General features: G+C 66.3%; 14 protein-coding genes and 1 pseudogene. 12 read left to right on the top strand and 3 right to left on the bottom strand.

Features of this window, described 5'->3' with window-relative positions; genetic code table 11:
* Positions 1 to 163: 163 nt before the first annotated feature.
* A pseudogene (locus V6V88_RS00610) lies at positions 164 to 1,240 on the top strand (2-isopropylmalate synthase); the annotation flags it as partial.
* A gap of 305 nt (positions 1,241 to 1,545) precedes the next feature.
* Here the strand turns inward: V6V88_RS00610 and V6V88_RS00605 are convergent.
* A complete protein-coding gene (locus tag V6V88_RS00605; RefSeq protein WP_338617246.1) occupies positions 1,546 to 2,874 on the bottom strand; it encodes an amidase in 1,329 nt (442 codons plus the stop codon).
* A 320-nt stretch (positions 2,875 to 3,194) separates the two neighbouring features.
* Between V6V88_RS00605 and V6V88_RS00600 the strand changes: the two genes are divergently transcribed.
* The 6 genes from V6V88_RS00600 to V6V88_RS00575 all read left to right on the top strand — a co-directional run bounded on the left by V6V88_RS00600 (position 3,195) and on the right by V6V88_RS00575 (position 9,239).
* The gene (locus V6V88_RS00600) at positions 3,195 to 4,208 is read left to right on the top strand and encodes a LacI family DNA-binding transcriptional regulator (protein ID WP_338617245.1); all 1,014 of its coding nucleotides are present in this window, start codon (positions 3,195 to 3,197) and stop codon (positions 4,206 to 4,208) included.
* 45 nt (positions 4,209 to 4,253) lie between these two features.
* On the top strand, positions 4,254 to 5,051 hold the full coding sequence (locus V6V88_RS00595) for a phosphodiesterase (RefSeq protein WP_223573820.1): 798 nt from the start codon (positions 4,254 to 4,256) through the stop codon (positions 5,049 to 5,051).
* Between the two features lie 115 nt (positions 5,052 to 5,166).
* Positions 5,167 to 6,222, top strand: coding sequence for an ABC transporter ATP-binding protein (locus V6V88_RS00590; protein WP_062840147.1), 1,056 nt, complete (start codon positions 5,167 to 5,169; stop codon positions 6,220 to 6,222).
* A gap of 33 nt (positions 6,223 to 6,255) precedes the next feature.
* Positions 6,256 to 7,551 carry an ABC transporter substrate-binding protein gene (locus V6V88_RS00585; RefSeq protein WP_128829723.1) on the top strand — a complete coding sequence of 432 codons (1,296 nt, stop codon included), beginning with the start codon at positions 6,256 to 6,258 and terminating at the stop codon, positions 7,549 to 7,551.
* Between the two features lie 15 nt (positions 7,552 to 7,566).
* Positions 7,567 to 8,442, top strand: a complete 876-nt coding sequence (locus V6V88_RS00580) for a sugar ABC transporter permease (RefSeq protein ID WP_056327743.1) — start codon at positions 7,567 to 7,569, stop codon at positions 8,440 to 8,442.
* Positions 8,439 to 9,239, top strand: a complete 801-nt coding sequence (locus tag V6V88_RS00575; RefSeq protein ID WP_056327742.1) for a carbohydrate ABC transporter permease — start codon at positions 8,439 to 8,441, stop codon at positions 9,237 to 9,239. The genes V6V88_RS00580 and V6V88_RS00575 overlap by 4 nt, the downstream gene beginning before the upstream one ends.
* 71 nt (positions 9,240 to 9,310) lie before the next feature.
* Here V6V88_RS00575 and V6V88_RS00570 read toward each other — a convergent pair whose 3' ends face one another.
* Together V6V88_RS00570 and V6V88_RS00565 are read right to left on the bottom strand one after the other, a co-directional pair.
* The gene (locus V6V88_RS00570) at positions 9,311 to 9,628 is read right to left on the bottom strand and encodes a hypothetical protein (protein WP_056327741.1); all 318 of its coding nucleotides are present in this window, start codon (positions 9,626 to 9,628) and stop codon (positions 9,311 to 9,313) included.
* A gap of 81 nt (positions 9,629 to 9,709) precedes the next feature.
* Complete coding sequence (locus V6V88_RS00565; RefSeq protein ID WP_056327740.1) at positions 9,710 to 10,057, bottom strand: DUF1840 domain-containing protein; 348 nt, start codon at positions 10,055 to 10,057, stop codon at positions 9,710 to 9,712.
* Between the two features lie 269 nt (positions 10,058 to 10,326).
* On the opposite strand from V6V88_RS00565, the gene argS reads away from it, so the two are divergent.
* From argS to V6V88_RS00540, 5 genes are all read left to right on the top strand, one after another.
* A complete protein-coding gene (argS, locus tag V6V88_RS00560; protein WP_056327739.1) occupies positions 10,327 to 12,012 on the top strand; it encodes an arginine--tRNA ligase in 1,686 nt (561 codons plus the stop codon).
* A gap of 9 nt (positions 12,013 to 12,021) precedes the next feature.
* Entirely contained in the window at positions 12,022 to 12,738 is a 717-nt protein-coding gene (locus tag V6V88_RS00555; RefSeq protein ID WP_338617244.1) for an SPOR domain-containing protein, read from the top strand.
* Between the two features lie 79 nt (positions 12,739 to 12,817).
* Complete coding sequence (locus tag V6V88_RS00550) at positions 12,818 to 13,450, top strand: thiol:disulfide interchange protein DsbA/DsbL (RefSeq protein WP_056327737.1); 633 nt, start codon at positions 12,818 to 12,820, stop codon at positions 13,448 to 13,450.
* A 161-nt stretch (positions 13,451 to 13,611) separates the two neighbouring features.
* Positions 13,612 to 14,823, top strand: coding sequence for an ABC transporter substrate-binding protein (locus V6V88_RS00545; RefSeq protein ID WP_338617240.1), 1,212 nt, complete (start codon positions 13,612 to 13,614; stop codon positions 14,821 to 14,823).
* A complete protein-coding gene (locus tag V6V88_RS00540) occupies positions 14,802 to 15,767 on the top strand; it encodes a hypothetical protein (protein ID WP_338617238.1) in 966 nt (321 codons plus the stop codon). Before V6V88_RS00545 ends, V6V88_RS00540 begins: the two co-directional genes overlap by 22 nt.
* Positions 15,768 to 15,842 lie beyond the last annotated feature (75 nt).

Genomic DNA, 15,842 nt, shown 5'->3' with positions numbered 1-15,842 from the left:
AACGGGGCACAAAATGAAGCCCGCCTTATCCGGCGGGCTTTTTCATTGCGTGTGATCCGTCTTTGCTGGGTAAGGTGAAGCACGGTGTAGCAAGGTGTCTGACACCCTTGGGAGGCCGGCTTGGCATGACGAGGATTTCGCCAGGGTGTCAGACACCAATCCGAACCTGCCCGCCACGATCGAAGCCACCACGCCCAACCTGTACGCCGACCAGATCGAGTGGATGCACAAGAACCTGGCCCGCCGCGACAGCATCGTGCTCAGCGTCCACCCGCACAATGACCGCGGCACCGCTGTTGCCGCCGCCGAATTTGCGGTGATGGCCGGCGCCGACCGCATCGAGGGTTGCCTCTTTGGCAGCGGCGAGCGCACCGGCAACGTCGACCTCGTCACGCTGGCCCTGAACCTCTACACGCAAGGCGTGCATCCCGGCCTGGACTTCTCGGACATCGACGAAGTGCGCCGCTGCGCCGAATACTGCAACCAGTTGCCCGTCCATCCGCGCCATCCGTACGCCGGCGACCTCGTCTTTACCGCATTCTCGGGCTCGCACCAGGACGCCATCAAGAAGGGCTTTGCGTTGCAGAAGCCGGACGCGGTCTGGGAAGTGCCTTACTTGCCGATCGACCCCGCCGACCTCGGCCGCAGCTACGACGCCGTGATCCGCGTGAACAGCCAGTCGGGCAAGGGCGGCGTGTCGTACCTGCTTGAGCAGGAACATGGCCTGGTGTTGCCGCGCCGCCTGCAGATCGAATTCAGCCGCGCCATCCAGCGCGTCACGGACGAGACCGGCCGCGAAGTCACCGCCGACGACGTGCACACGATCTTCAACCGCGAATACCTTGAGCAAAAGGCGCCGTGGAAGCTGATCCGCCATCGCATCGACGGCGACCCGTCGGCCGGCGAAGGCCAGCACTTCAGCATCGAAGCCGAACTTGAATTCAACGGCGAACGCCGTGTGGTGCGCGGCAAGGGCGACGGCGCGATTTCCGCCTTCGTGGCCGCGCTGGACGTGCCGGTTCGCATCATGGACTACCACGAGCACGCCATCGGCACCGGCACCGGCACGCGCGCCGCTTCCTACGTCGAGCTGCGCGTCGGCGAATCCGCCACGGGCTTTGGCGTGGGCATCGACCGGGACATCGTGACGGCGTCGTTCCAGGCCGTGCTGAGCGCCGTGAACCGCCACATCAATTCGGGCGCCGTGACCGCCGAACAGGAAACCGCCGAAGCCGTGTGATCCACGACCAGGCCTGAAGCCCCTGACAACGGGGCACAAAATGAAGCCCGCCTTATCCGGCGGGCTTTTTCATTGCGTGTGATTCGTCTTTGAAGGGCAAGGTGAAGCACGGCGTGGCAAGGTGTCTGACACCCTTGGGAGGTCGTCTTGGCATGACGAGGATTTCGCCAGGGTGTCAGACACCAATCCGATCCGTCTTTGCTGGGTAAGGTGCAGCACGGTGTAGCGCGGTGTCTGACACCCTTGGGAGGCCGACTTGGCATGACGAGGATTTCGCCAGGGTGTCAGACACCAATCCGCAGCATTCAGCCGCGCGGCCACATGTCGGACGCGCCGATGTCCGGCGCCGTGGCGGCCAGCAGGCGCGCGTGGATCCACGCGCCGATGGCAAGCAGGCGATGGTCTTCATGGCGCGCGCCGACCAGTTGCAATCCCACCGGCAGACCCTGCGGGCCGGTGGCAAACGGCAGGTTCAGGCAAGGCAGGCCAAACAGCGTCCACGCGCGCGAGAACTGCGGATCACCCGTGCCGAGGTCGGCGAAGGGCGCCTCGCCGCTGGCGCTGGGCGCAAGCAGCACGTCGTATTGCTGGAACCACGTATCGACCCGCGCACGCGATTCGGCTGCGCGCGCCAGGTTCTTGATGTGCTGTTCGGCGCTGATCTGCGCGCCGGACTCCAGGATCGCCTGCAGCTTGGAACTCAGCTGCGCGGCATGCTCCAGCCGTTCATAGGCAAGCGCCTGCGAGGCCTCGAACGCCATGATGTCCGAATGCAGTTGCACCAGCACGCAATGCTCCGGCGGCAGCGGCACTTCCTCGACCTTGGCGCCCGCGCGCGACAGGATCGCCGCGGCCTGCGCGAACGCCTCCTTGGTTTCGGGCTGCGCGTGACGCCATTGCAAGCTGCGGTACATGCCCACGCGCGGCGCGTCGTGATAGGACAGGTCCAGCACGCGCGGATCGCGCATCAGGACCGACGAGAACAACGCCACGTCTTCCACGGACCGCGCAAAGCCGCCCAGGGTGTCCAGCGATTCGGCCAGGCTCTTCACGCCCGCGCGCGGGATCCGTCCAAAGGTGGGCTTGAAGCCGACGACGCCGCAGTAGGAGGCCGGCCGGATGATGGAACCGGCCGTCTGCGACCCCAGAGCGAAGGGCACCATGTCGTCCGCCACGGCAGCCGCCGAGCCGCTGGACGAGCCGCCGGGCGTGTAGGCCTCGTTGCGCGGATTGCGCGTGGGACCGGCCTGGTAGGTCGCGAATTCGGTGGTGACGGTCTTGCCGATGACCAGGGCGCCAGCGCCGCGGCACAGCGCCACCGAGGCCGCGTCCAGGCCGGGATGGTGCCGGTCGTAAATGGGGGACCCGTAGCGGGTAGGCAGATCGGCAGTGTCGAACAGGTCTTTCACGCCGATGGGCAGGCCGTGCAGCGGGCCGCGCAACGCGCCTTTGTCCAGCGCTTCGGCCTGATCGAGCGCAGCCTGTTTTTGCAGGGCCGTCCAGGCATGGACGGTGCTCTCGCGCTGTTCGATGCGCGCAAAGCAGGCGCGCACCAATTGCACTGCGGTCAATTCGCGCCGTTGCAGCTTGTGCGCGGCTTGTACCGCGCCCAGTCTGTTCAAGGCAATAGACATGATTCATTCCTCTTTGCCGGTGCCGCGACAAGCGCGGATGATCCTTCGCACCCGGTCCCCTTGACCGAGGGTATGCCGGACATGCCCACCGCCCATTCAAGCAAGCGCCATGCCCGCACACACCGACCCTGCCATTGTGCGCTTCGCGTCAGTCAATTGGGAAAAACACCGAAAACGCCGGGTTTTCCGCGAAAACACGCGCCGCGCCGTGGCTTTGTGTTGTTGCGTTCGCACCAGCATAGCGCAAACCCGTGCAATACAAAGGTCATATTCCTCAAGTAAGATGAAATCGTTTTCAGCAAACTTGCAGCGATTCATTCATGGCCACGCGCCCGTCGCCCCGCTTTTCCATCATCGAAGTGGCTCGCAAGGCAGGCGTCTCGCCGGCGACGGTGTCGCGCGCGTTCAACCAGCCCGAGATCGTGCACCCCGACACGCTGGCGCACATCCGCAACATCGCCAAGCGCGCGGGCTTCCGTCCCAACCGCGTCGGCCGCAGTCTGCGTTCGGGCAGCACCCGCACCATCGGGCTGATCCTGCCCACGCTGTCCAATCCCGTGTTTGCGGAGTGCTTTGAAGGCGCGGAGCGGCGCGCTCGCGAATCGGGCTACAGCGTCATGCTGACCGCCACCGGCTACGACCCCGCAGTCGAATCGGCCGCGGTGCAGGGACTGATCGACCATCAGGTCGATGGCCTCATCCTGACCGTGGCTGACGTGGGCAAAAGCGCCACCCTGGACGATCTGGACCGCAGCGGCATTCCCTATGTGCTGGTCTACAACGAATCGAACGACCATCCCTTTGCTTCCGTCGACAATCGCGCCGCGGCAAGCGACATGGTCGCGCATCTGGCGGCGATGGGGCACAAGCGCATCTCGCTGGTGACCGGCCCGCTGACCGCATCGGACCGCGCCCGCCGCCGCCTGATGGGCGCACGCGCCAGCGCCAAGAAGCTGGGCCTGGACGCCATCCAGCATATCTCCATGAGTTCGCACACGGGCAGCGACGTGGACGCGCTGAAGGCCGCGTTGCGCGGCAAGCAGGCGCCCACGGCGCTTTTCTGTTCCAACGACCTGCTGGCCACCGCCGTCATCGCCGATCTGGTGGGGCTCGGGCTGTCCGTGCCGGCCGACATGTCGGTGTGCGGCTTTGACGGCATGCGCTTCGGCGCCCTGCTGACGCCGCCGCTGACCACCGTCGCGCAGCCCAGCGACGGCATCGGGCAGACGGCCTGCTCCAACCTGCTGGCGCAGATTCATGGCCAGCCGCCGCAATCGAACCGCCTGCCGCACTGCATCGTCGTGGGCGGCACCGCGGCGTCCGTGCGCCGCTAGGCGCAGCCTGCTCAACAATCCAACCATTTCCAGATTCCACGCGCCATGCTCATCGCTCAGATCACCGACCTTCACATGCGCACCCCGGGAGACAAGGCCTACGGCGTCATCGATCCGGCCGCGTTCCTGACGCCGGCGGTTCGCGCCCTCAATGCCCTGACGCCGCGGCCCGACTGCGTGCTGATCACCGGCGACCTGACGGACCTGGGCAAGCCCATCGAATACCAGACGCTGCGCGAACACCTGCAGGCGCTGGAGATTCCGTATTTCCTGATGCCCGGCAATCACGACGATCGCGCGCAGTTGCGCGCCGCGTTTCCCGACCACGCATACCTGCAGGACGGCGGACCGTTCGTCCAGTACGCCATCGAGACCTATCCGCTGCGCCTGTTGGCGCTGGACACCGTCGTGCCGATGAAGAGCCACGGCGAACTGTGCCAGACGCGCCTGGACTGGCTGGCCGAACGCCTGGCCGAACAGCCCGGCCGGCCCACGCTGGTGCTGATGCACCACCCGCCGTTCTTGACCGGCATCGAGCACATGGACGACATCGGCCTGTTGGCCGGCGCGCCCGAGCTGGAGCGCATCGTTGCCCGCTACCCCAACGTGGAGCGCGTGCTTTGCGGCCACCTGCACCGCACGATCTTCCAGCGCTTTGGCGGCACCATCGCCTCGACCTGTCCGGGCACGGCCCACCAGCTTGCGCTGGAACTCGGTCCGCGCCCCACACTGCAATACATCATGGAACCGCCTGGCTACCAGCTGCATTGGTGGCAGGGCGGCAATCTGGTTACGCACCACGCCGTTCTGGGGGATTACCCCGGGCCGTATCCCTTCGGCTGAGGTCCGGAACCAGGAAACGCGCATTGCCACATATCCGTCATGTTTGCGCTGCACAATGAAAAGGTTTTCATAACAGGCAACAATGCGGATCTAACAATTAGATCTACGAGACAGCATGTCATCCATCGTTCTGGATAACCTCACCAAACAGTACGCCGGCGCGGCGGCGATTCAAGGCGTGAGCTTCACGGTTCCGGCCGGCAGCTTCACCGTCCTGCTCGGTCCGTCCGGTTGCGGCAAGTCGACGACACTGCGCATGATCGCCGGCCTGGATACGCCGACCTCGGGCAGCATCCGCATCGGCGACCGCGACGTCACGCAATTGCCGCCGGCCAAGCGGCGCATTTCCATGGTGTTCCAGTCGTACGCGTTGTTTCCGCACCTGACGGTGCGCGAGAACATCCTGTTCGGCCTGAAGGTGCGCAAGGAGCCCGCCAAGGATTTCGACCGGCGCCTGCAGCGCGTGGCCAGTCTGCTGGGCCTGACCCACCTCCTGGACCGCAAGCCGTCGCAATTGTCGGGCGGGCAGCAGCAGCGCGTGGCGCTGGGCCGCGCCGTGATCTCCGAGGCGCCGGTCTGCCTGATGGACGAACCCCTTTCCAACCTGGATGCGCAGCTGCGCCACGAAATGCGCCGCGAGATCCGCGCGCTGCAGCAGAGCCTGGGCATCACCATGGTCTACGTGACGCACGACCAGACCGAAGCCATGAGCATGGCCGATCAGGTGGTGCTGCTGCGCGGCGGCCAGATCGAACAGCACGACACGCCCGACGGCCTGTATGCGCGGCCCGCCAGCGAGTTCGCGGCGCGCTTCATCGGCACGCCGCCCATGAACCTGATTAACCTGGCGCAGCAAGCAGGCGGCACGGTGATCGCCGGCACGCAAGGCCCGGTCATCGCAAACGCCCCGGCTGGCGCCGTGAAGCTTGGCGTGCGTCCGGAACATATCCGCATCGACGGCGACGGCATCGCCGCCACCGTGGAAAGCGTCGAGTACTTCGGCGCGGACTCAATCGTGGTGTGCCGCATTGGCGACACGAGCGGCGTGGCCGTGCGGGTCGGCGGCCACCTGCGCGCCAGCGCCGGGGAGCCGCTGCGCCTGTCCTGGCCGGACGGGCAACAGCATTTCTTTGCCGCCGATTCGGCGGTCATCAACACCGACGGGCGCTAAAACAAATAGCCCACACAGGAAAGGAAACACACCATGCGACGCATCGTACTCAAGACCCTGGCCGCCAGCCTGGCCGCCGCCTGCCTGTCTCTGCCTGTGCAGGCGCAGAACAAGCCCGTCGAGGTCGAGTTCTACTACCCGGTTGCCGTCGGCGGCCCGATCACCAAAATCGTTGATGACATGGTGACGGACTTCCAGAAGGAAAACCCCAACATCAAGATCAAGCCGATCTATGCCGGTTCGTACCAGGACTCCATCGCCAAGGCGCTGACCGCGCTCAAGGGCGGCACGCCGCCGCAACTGGCGGTGCTGCTGTCCACCGACATGTTCACGCTGATCGACGAGGACGCCATCGTCCCGATCGACGGCCTGGCCAAGACCGACGCCGACAAGAAGTGGCTGGGCGGCTTCTATGACGCCTTCATGCAGAACAGCCGCACCGGCGGCCACACCTGGGGCGTGCCGTTCCAGCGTTCGACGATCGTCATGTACTACAACAAGGATCTCTTCAAGGCCGCCGGCCTGGATCCCGAAAAGCCGCCCAAGACCTGGGCCGAGCTGGTCGAATACGGCAAGAAGCTGACCAAGCAGGACGCCTCGGGCAACACCACGCAGTGGGGCATCGAGATTCCGTCGGGCGGCGCGTTCGCGTACTGGCTGTTCCAGGCGCTGACCACGCCCAACGGCGCGATTCTGATGAACGAAGCCGGCAACGAGGTCTACCTGGACAAGCCGGCCGTGGTTGAAGCGGCCCAGTTCTGGCGCGACCTGTCGGCCAAGCACAAGATCATGCCGACCGGCACGATCGACTGGGGCACCACGCCCAAGGACTTCCTGGAAAAGAAGGCGGCCATGGTGTGGACCACCACCGGCAACCTGACCAACATCCGCAAGAACGCCGACTTCCCGTTCGGCGTGGCGATGATGCCGCAGCAAAAGCGCGGCGGCAGCCCCACGGGCGGCGGCAACTTCTACATCTTCAAGAGCGGCACGCCGGAGCAGCAGGCAGCGGCGCTGAAGTTCGCGCAGTGGGCCACCACGCCCGAGCGCGCGGCCGACTGGAGCATCGCCACGGGCTACGTGGCCGTGACGCCGGCCGCCTGGGAAACCGAGAAGATGAAGAAGTACGCGCAGGAAGTGCCGGCCGCCACGGTCGCGCGCGACCAGCTGGAAGTCAGCGTGGCCGAATTCTCCACGCATGAAAACCAGCGCGTCACCAAGACCCTGAACGACGCCCTGCAGGCGGCGCTGACGGGTTCGAAGACGCCGCAGCAGGCCCTGACCGACGCGCAGCGCGAGTCCGATCGCATACTGCGTTCCTACAAGTAACCGACCCCAAGCACGATGAGCCGCTCTTTAAACGCGCTTTATGGCTGGCTGCTTCTGCTGCCAGCCATCGTGCTGCTCGCCGCCTTCACGCATTACCCGGCGGTGGCGACGCTCTGGCACAGCTTTTTCTCCACGCCGAAGGGCGCGCGTCCGGCCCGCTTCGTCGGGCTGGAGAACTACGCCGTCATGCGCGACGATCCGGTGTTCTGGCAGTCGCTCTGGAACAACCTGTGGTTCGCGCTGGGCACCATTCCCACTTCGATCGGCATCGCGCTGATCATGGCGCTGTGGGTGAACCGCAACCTTGCCGGCCGCGGTTTTCTGCGCATGGCGTATTTCACGCCGACGGTGCTGCCCATGGTTGCGGTGGCCAACATCTGGCTGTTCTTCTACACGCCGCAATACGGGCTGATCGCGCAAGTGATGGGCTGGTTCGGATCGCCCGGACCCAACTGGCTGGGCAACCGCGAGACCGCGCTGCCCGCGCTGATGCTAGTGACCGTGTGGAAGGAGTCCGGCTTTTTCATGATCTTCTATCTGGCGGCGTTGCAGACGGTGTCGCCGTCGCTGCGTGAAGCGGCCATGCTGGAAGGCGCGTCGCGCTGGCAGTACTTCCGGCGCGTGCTGTGGCCGCTCTTGATGCCGACAACGCTTTTCGTGCTGATCAATGCGCTGATCAACGCGTTCCGGCTGGTCGACCATGTGGTGGTGATGACGCGCGGCGGCCCCGACAACGCCAGCACGCTGCTTCTGTACTACATCTACCAAGTGGGATTCAGCTTCTGGGACACGGCCTACGCCGCGACCCTGACCGTCGTGTTGCTGGTGGTGCTGGCGCTGACCGCGCTGATCAAGTTCCGCTGGCTGGACCGCAGGACGCACTACCAATGAAAGACAAGCTCGATACCCTGGGCGCCTGGGCGCTGGGCCTGTTGTGGATCCTGCCCCTGGCGTACGCCATGTGGGCGGCCTTCCATCCGCCCGCCTACGCGACGCGTTTTGACCTTTTTGCGCCGCTGACGCTGGACAACTTCGTGCGGGCCTGGAATGCGGCGCCGTTTCCGCGCTACTTCCTGAACACGTTCGTGCTGGTCACGATGGTGCTGGCCGCGCAGCTCGTGCTGTCGACGCTGGCCGGCTACGCGTTTGCGCGCTTCGAGTTCCGCGGCCGCGACTTCGTCTTCATGCTGGTGCTGCTGCAGCTGATGATCATGCCGGACGTGCTGCTGGTGGAGAACTACCGGTCGATGAGCTTGCTGGGCGTGCGCGACACGGTGTTCGCCATCGGCCTGCCGTACTTCGCGTCGGCCTTCGGCATCTTCCTGTTGCGCCAGACCTTCAAGACGGTTCCGCGCGAACTCGAGGAAGCGGCGCGCATGGAAGGCGCGAACCCGCTGCAGGTGCTCTGGAAGGTGTACGTGCCGCTCGCCAAGCCGATCTATGTGGCCTACGGGCTGGTGTCGGTCAGCCATCACTGGAACAACTTCCTGTGGCCGCTGATCATCACCAACTCGGTCGAGTCCCGGCCGCTGACGGTCGGCCTGCAGGTGTTCTCGTCCACGGACCAGGGCATCGACTGGTCCGTGATCACCGCCGCGACCCTGATGTCGGCCGCGCCGCTGTTGATCGCGTTCCTGCTGTTCCAGCGCCAGTTCGTGCAGTCGTTCATGCGGGCGGGGATCCGCTAAGGACCGCCAGCCGGATGCGCTGCAAACAAAACCCCGCTCAGGCGGGGTTTCTCGTTGAATGGGGCGGCGTTTCAGTACCCCACGGTCAGGCCCGGCAGGTCCACCGTGATGCGCGGACGCTCCAGCGCCAGCGCCAGGTGCTCGGCAAATTCGCGGGCTTCCTTTTCGTCGGTGGACAGCGTGTCGTAGCCCAGCGCGTCGGCCACACCCAGCACCTTGTCCAGCAACAGGACCTTGCCGCTGGGGCGCAGCGGCTCGCAGCCCAGGGTTTCCCAGGCGCTGTCGAACCAGTCGCGTGCATCGGCCTGGCGTTGCGGGGAGGGCTCGACGTTCGCGGACAGGTCCAGCGAACGGCGGGGGTCGAAAACGATGGTGATGTCGCTGCGCATGGGAAAAACTCCGTCAGAAGGCGTCAGGCCAACAGGGTAGGCAAAAAACGCCGGACAGATTGTCCGTCCGGCGACATATCCTTACCAGCCCCGCGACACTTCCCAGGTGACTTCGGCGCCCGCGGCTTGCGACTGGCGCATCATGTCCAGCAGCGGAAAGGCGCGTTCCTTCAGGCCCACCATGCGCGCCATCGGAGCGACGGCCGGCTTGTCGTCGTCTTCCTCGTCCTGGCCTTCGTGGGCGTGCTGGTACTCGTCGATCGCGCGTTCGATGCCGCTGATGGCCGGTCCCAGTTGCTCGACGGTGAAGACGCCACGTTCGGGGATCTTGTCGCCGACGGACTTGCCGGCAGCCTGCAGCAGGGGCCCGGCGTGGTCGGTCAGCATCAGGACTTCGGCCACGACCTTGGAGTGAAAAGTGATCAGCATATTCTGGTCTCCCACAATGATTACCTTAGCTACGTACACTACCGCAACGTCCACATGATGCCAACTGGCGCCCCCAAATCAACTATGATTCAGGGGTTTCCCGTGACAGCAGGCGCCGCGCCGGCCCTGATTCCGGCATGCGCGCGCCGGCTTGCCGGCCACCCGCCGGACGGCACCGTGCCCCGCGCCCGTCGGCGCGACGCGGATCGCCGGCAGGCCGCAAGCGCCGTGCCGCCATCGTCACTCACCCAGAACCACGCCAGACGCCCATGCTCCTCGAGCAACAGAAACAGCTAATCTCCCTGATCCAGGCCGCCGTCGCGCAAAGCCTGCCCGACGCCCAGCCCAACGTGCTGCTGGAGCGCCCCAAGGTTGCCGCCCACGGCGACGTCGCCACCAACGTGGCCATGCAGCTTGCCAAGCCTGCCCGCCGCAATCCCCGCGAACTGGCCCAGGGCATCGTGGACGCCGTGATGGCCAATCCCGACGCCGCCGCGCTGGTCGAGAGCGCCGAAGTGGCCGGTCCCGGCTTCATCAACCTGCGCATCACCCCGGCCGCGCGCCAGGCCGTGATCGCCGCGGTGGCCCAGCAGGGCGAGGCCTACGGGCGCGCCCCGCGCCTGGGCGAAAAGATCCTGGTCGAATTCGTGTCGGCCAACCCCACCGGACCGCTGCACGTGGGCCATGCCCGCCAGGCCGCGCTGGGCGACGCGCTGTGCCGCCTGTACGACGCCGTCGGCTGGGACGTCACCCGCGAGTTCTACTACAACGACGCCGGCAACCAGATCCAGAACCTGGCGATCAGCGTGCAGGCCCGCGCCCGCGGCCTGACCACCGATTCTCCCGACTGGCCCGAAGACGGCTACAAGGGCGACTACATCGCCGACATCGCCCGCGACTTCCAGGACGGCAAGACCATCCAGGCGTCCGACGGCGAGCCCGTCACCGCCACGGGCAACATCGACAACCTGGACGACATCCGCGCCTTCGCCGTGGCCTACCTGCGCCGCGAACAGGACCTGGACCTGCAGGCGTTCGGCCTGGCGTTCGACAACTACTACCTGGAAAGCTCGCTCTACACGTCCGGCCGCGTCGAAGCGACGGTCAAGGCGCTGATTGCCGGCGGCCACACCTACGAGGAAGGCGGCGCGCTGTGGCTGCGCACCACCGAACTGGGCACGGGCGACGACAAAGACCGCGTCATGCGTAAAAGCGAGGGCGGCTACACCTATTTCGTCCCGGACGTGGCCTACCACAAGGCCAAATGGGAACGCGGCTTTCACCGCGCCGTGAACATCCAGGGCAGCGATCACCACGGCACCGTGGCCCGCGTGCGCGCCGGCCTGCAGGCGCTGGAAGAGGGCATCCCGAAGGATTACCCGTCGTACGTCCTGCACAAGATGGTCAAGGTCATGCGCGGCGGCGAAGAGGTCAAGATCTCCAAGCGCGCCGGCAGCTACGTGACCATGCGCGACCTGATCGACTGGGTGGGCCGCGACGCGGTGCGCTACTTCCTGATCCAGCGCCGCGCCGACACGGAATTCGTGTTCGACGTGGACCTGGCCCTGTCCAAGAGCGACGAGAACCCGGTCTATTACATCCAGTACGCCCACGCGCGCATCTGCTCGGTCATCAACAATGCGGGCATGCCGGCCGCAGACGTGGCCCAGGCCGACGCCGCGCTGCTGACCGCGCCGACCGAATTCGCGCTGATGCAGCGCCTGGCCGAATTCCCGCAGGTGGTGGCGCTGGCCGCCCAGGACCTGTCGCCGCACCACATTGCGTTCTGGCTGCGCGACTGCGCGTCCGACTTCCACGCCTGGTACAACGCCGAGCGCGTGCTGGTCGACGACACCGCCGTGAAGCTGGCCCGCCTGCGCCTGGCCGCCACCACCCGCCAGGTGCTGGCAAACGGCCTGGCGCTCTTGGGCGTTTCCGCGCCCGAGCGGATGTAACATCGGTTCATGGCCACCAAGCGCAAGTCCACCCGCCGTTCCTCCGGCGAAAGCGGCAGCACCCTGTACGGGGCGCTGGCCGGTCTGCTGATCGGGCTGATCGTCGCCGCCGTCGTCGCGTTCTATGTCACCAAGGCGCCCGTTCCCTTCGTGGACCGGGCCAGCCGCCAGGGCGATACGGGCAAGCTGCCCGATCCGCGCTCGGCCCCGGACCCCAACGCGGGCCTCTACGGCCGCGACGGGGCGGCGGGCGCCCCGCCCACCGGTCCCACCGCCACCGCGCCGGCTCCGCTGCCGGGCGCAGGCGCGCCGGGCAAGGGCGACGAGACGCCCGCCAAGCTGGACGACCTGGGTGCGCTGATTGCCACGCTGCCCACGTCCCGGCCCCCGGCGGCCGCCCCGGCGGCCCCCGCCGCTACCGCGTCCGCCCCCACGCCCATCTCCAAGGCCGCCCCCACGGCCACGGCCTCGGCCAAGCCTGCCGCCCCCGCTGCCACGGGCACGTACTACCTGCAAGCGGGCGCCTTCCGCGGCGAAAACGACGCCGAATCGCTCAAGGCGCGCATCATTCTGCTGGGCCTGCCGGTCGCCGTGCAGAAGGCGGAATTGAACGGCAAGCTCATCAATCGCGTCCGCGTCGGCCCGTTTGCCCGCCTGGACGACATGAACCGGGCACGTGGCCGCCTGGGCGAGAACAAGATCGAAACCGCCGTGGTGCGCCAGTAGCGCCACGCGGCGGATCGTTTTGCATTGAACTAATCCGGCCCCGGGCCTGTCTGTAGCCTTTTATTCAGGAACCTCACCCATGCTGTCCCCCAAGCTCATCCGCATCCTGGCAGCCGCCGCGCTGACCGCCACCGCGTTCTTCAGCCCGGCCAGCCACGCTCAAGGCGCCCAGCAGTACGTGCCCATCAACCCGCCGCTGCCGTCGGACACTCCGGGCAAGGTCGAGGTCCTGGAATTCTTTGCCTATTCGTGCCCGCACTGCGCCGCCATGGAACCCATGGTGGAAGACTGGGTCAAGACCGCGCCGTCAGACGTCGTCCTCAAGCAAGTGCCGATCGCCTTCAACGCCGGCATGAAGCCGCTGCAACAGCTGTACTACACGCTGCAGGCCCTGGACCGTCCCGACCTGCACGCCAAGGTCTTCACGGCCATCCACGGCGAGCACAAGCGCCTGTTCGACAAGAAGGCCATGGGCGAGTGGATCGCCACCCAGGGCGTGGACCGCGCCAAGTTCGACTCGGTGTTCGATTCGTTCAGTGTCCAGACCCAGGTGCAGCGCGCCAACCAGCTCGCCGACGCCTACCGCATCGAAGGCACCCCGTCGTTCGCCGTGGGCGGCAAGTTCATGACCTCGCCGGTCATGGCGGGCAACAGCTACGAAGGCGCCTTGAAGCAGGTGAACGCGCTGATCCCGATGGCGCGCGCCAAGTAATCCGAGCAAGCTCCCGCGCAACCGCGGCATCGCAAACGCCCCGAGCCTCTCCGGCCGGGGCGTTTTCATTCAGGCTTCGTTCAGCCGCGTCTCCAGGGGGACGGGCTACACTTTCGCCATAAAAATCGCCGTACGCACGGCATCAAAAGGGTGGAAGACAAATGAAGAAGCACTTCTCGCGCAGCAGCGCGGCGCTGGGCCTGTGCCTGTCGCTCGCAACGGGCCTGGCCCACGCCAACGCCGCCGACGGCGTCAAGATCGGCGTGTTGACGGACATGGCGGGCGTTACCGCCGATGCCACGGGCAAGGGGTCGGTGGAAGCCGCCCGGCTCGCCATCGAAGAGATGGGCGGCACGTTGCTCGGCAAACCCATCACGCTTGTGTCCGGCGATCACCAGCACCGCCCCGACATCGGCAGCAGCATGGTCCGCAAGTGGTACGACACCGAAGGCGTGGACGTGGTGGTGGACGTGCCCAACTCGTCCGTCGCGCTGGCCGTGCAAGGCATCGCGCGCGAAAAGAAAAAGCTGGTGCTGTTCTCCAGCCCTGGCACCACCGCGCTGACGCAGGCGCAGTGCTCGCCCTACGGCGTGCAGTGGACCTACACCACCTACGCGCTGTCGCGCGGCACCGCCACCGCCGTCGTGAAAGAGGGCGGCAAGCGCTGGTTCATCCTGGCGTCCGATTACGCATTCGGCAAGCAGCTCGCTGCGGACACCGAGACGGTGGTCAAGGCCAACGGCGGCGAAATCGCCGGCACCGTCTTTCATCCGCTCAATGCGCCGGACTTCGCGTCCTTCCTGCTGCAGGCGCAGGGATCCACGGCCCAGATCATCGCGATTGCCAACGCGGGCGGCGACACCATCTCGGCCATCAAGCAGGCCGCGGAATTCGGCATCGGCGGCGCGCAGCAACTGGCCGCGATGCTGCTGCTGTTGACCGACGTGCATAGCCTTGGGCTGGCTGCCGCGCAAAAGACCTACCTGACCGTGCCGTCCTATTGGGACATGAACGACGGCACCCGCGCCTTCACCAAGAAGTTCGAGGCGCGCGTGGGCCGTCCGCCCACCTTCCTGCAGGCCGGCGTCTACAGTTCGGTGCGCCATTACCTTCAGGCGGTGAAGGCGGCCGGCTCGGTCGACGCGGACGCGGTGATGGCCAAGATGAAGTCCATGCCGATCGACGATCCCTTCAGCCTGAACGCGCATATCCGCGCCGATGGCCTGGTGGTGCGCGACATGATGCTGGCGCAAGTCAAGACGCCCGAGCAGTCCAAGGCGCCTTGGGACTACTACAACATCGTGCGCACCATCCCCGGCGAATCGCTGGCGTGGCCGCTGTCCGACAGCCAATGCCCGCTGGTCAAGCCATGACGCAGGCGCTGACGCTGGCCGACTTCGGCAGCTTCTACGCGGGGGGCCGGCCTGTCCGCATCGAAGGGCAGCCCAAGCGCGACATCGCGTTCACGCAGTCCGCATCGCTGGCCTACGACCCCAACGGCCTCTATCACTTCGAGCAGGCCTACGTGCAGTTCTTCATCCCCGCGCGTCTGGCGCATCCGCTGCCCATCGTGCTGCTGCACGGCGGCGGGATGACCGGCGCGATGTGGGAACAGACGCCCGATGGGCGGTCCGGCTGGATGCAGCATTTTCTGCGGCAGGGCCATGCGGTCTATGTGGTGGACAACGTGGAGCGCGGGCGCGCAGGGTGGGCGCCGTTTGCGCAGGTCTGGCCCGAGCCGCCCATCATCCGCAACGCCGAGGAAAGCTGGTCGCTGTTCCGGTTTGGCCGCGCGGAGGATTTCGCCACGCGGCAGGCGTTTGCGGGACAGCGCTTTCCGGTTGGCCATTTCGACGACTTCATCCGCCACGCCGTGCCGCGCTGGCTGGGCAACAACGATGCCGCATTGCACGGTTTTTGCGCGGTGCTGGACCGCGTCGGACCGTGCCTGGTGCTGGCGCACAGCCACGGCGGTGAAGTGGCCTACCGGGCGCTGCACGCGCGGCCGGCGCTGGTGCGCGGGGTGATCGGCATCGAGCCGTCCGGGTTTTCCAGCGAGGTTGCCACCGACTGCGTGGCGGACAAGCCGTTTCTGTTTGTCTATGGCGATTATCTGGATGCCACGCCGCTGTGGGAAAAGCTCGGCGAATCCGGTGCCGCCTACGCCGAAGCGCTGGCGCGCCACGGCGGGCGGGTGCAGACGTGGCGGCTGGCGGAAATGGGCATTGCAGGCAATTCGCACATGCCCATGATGGACGACAACAGCGACGACATCGCGGCGCGCATCGGCGCGTGGATCCGCGAGACGGCGGGGTGATTGGGCGCGTGGGCCAATGGGGAGGTTACTCGGCTGCCAGGTTGCTGAGTTGCTGGGTTGCTGGGCCGCGCGCCT

The organism is Achromobacter sp. E1 (genome assembly GCF_037039475.1).
GTDB classification, from domain to species: Bacteria; Pseudomonadota; Gammaproteobacteria; order Burkholderiales; family Burkholderiaceae_B; genus Achromobacter; species Achromobacter mucicolens.
This window is presented reverse-complemented; position numbering and strand designations above follow the sequence as displayed.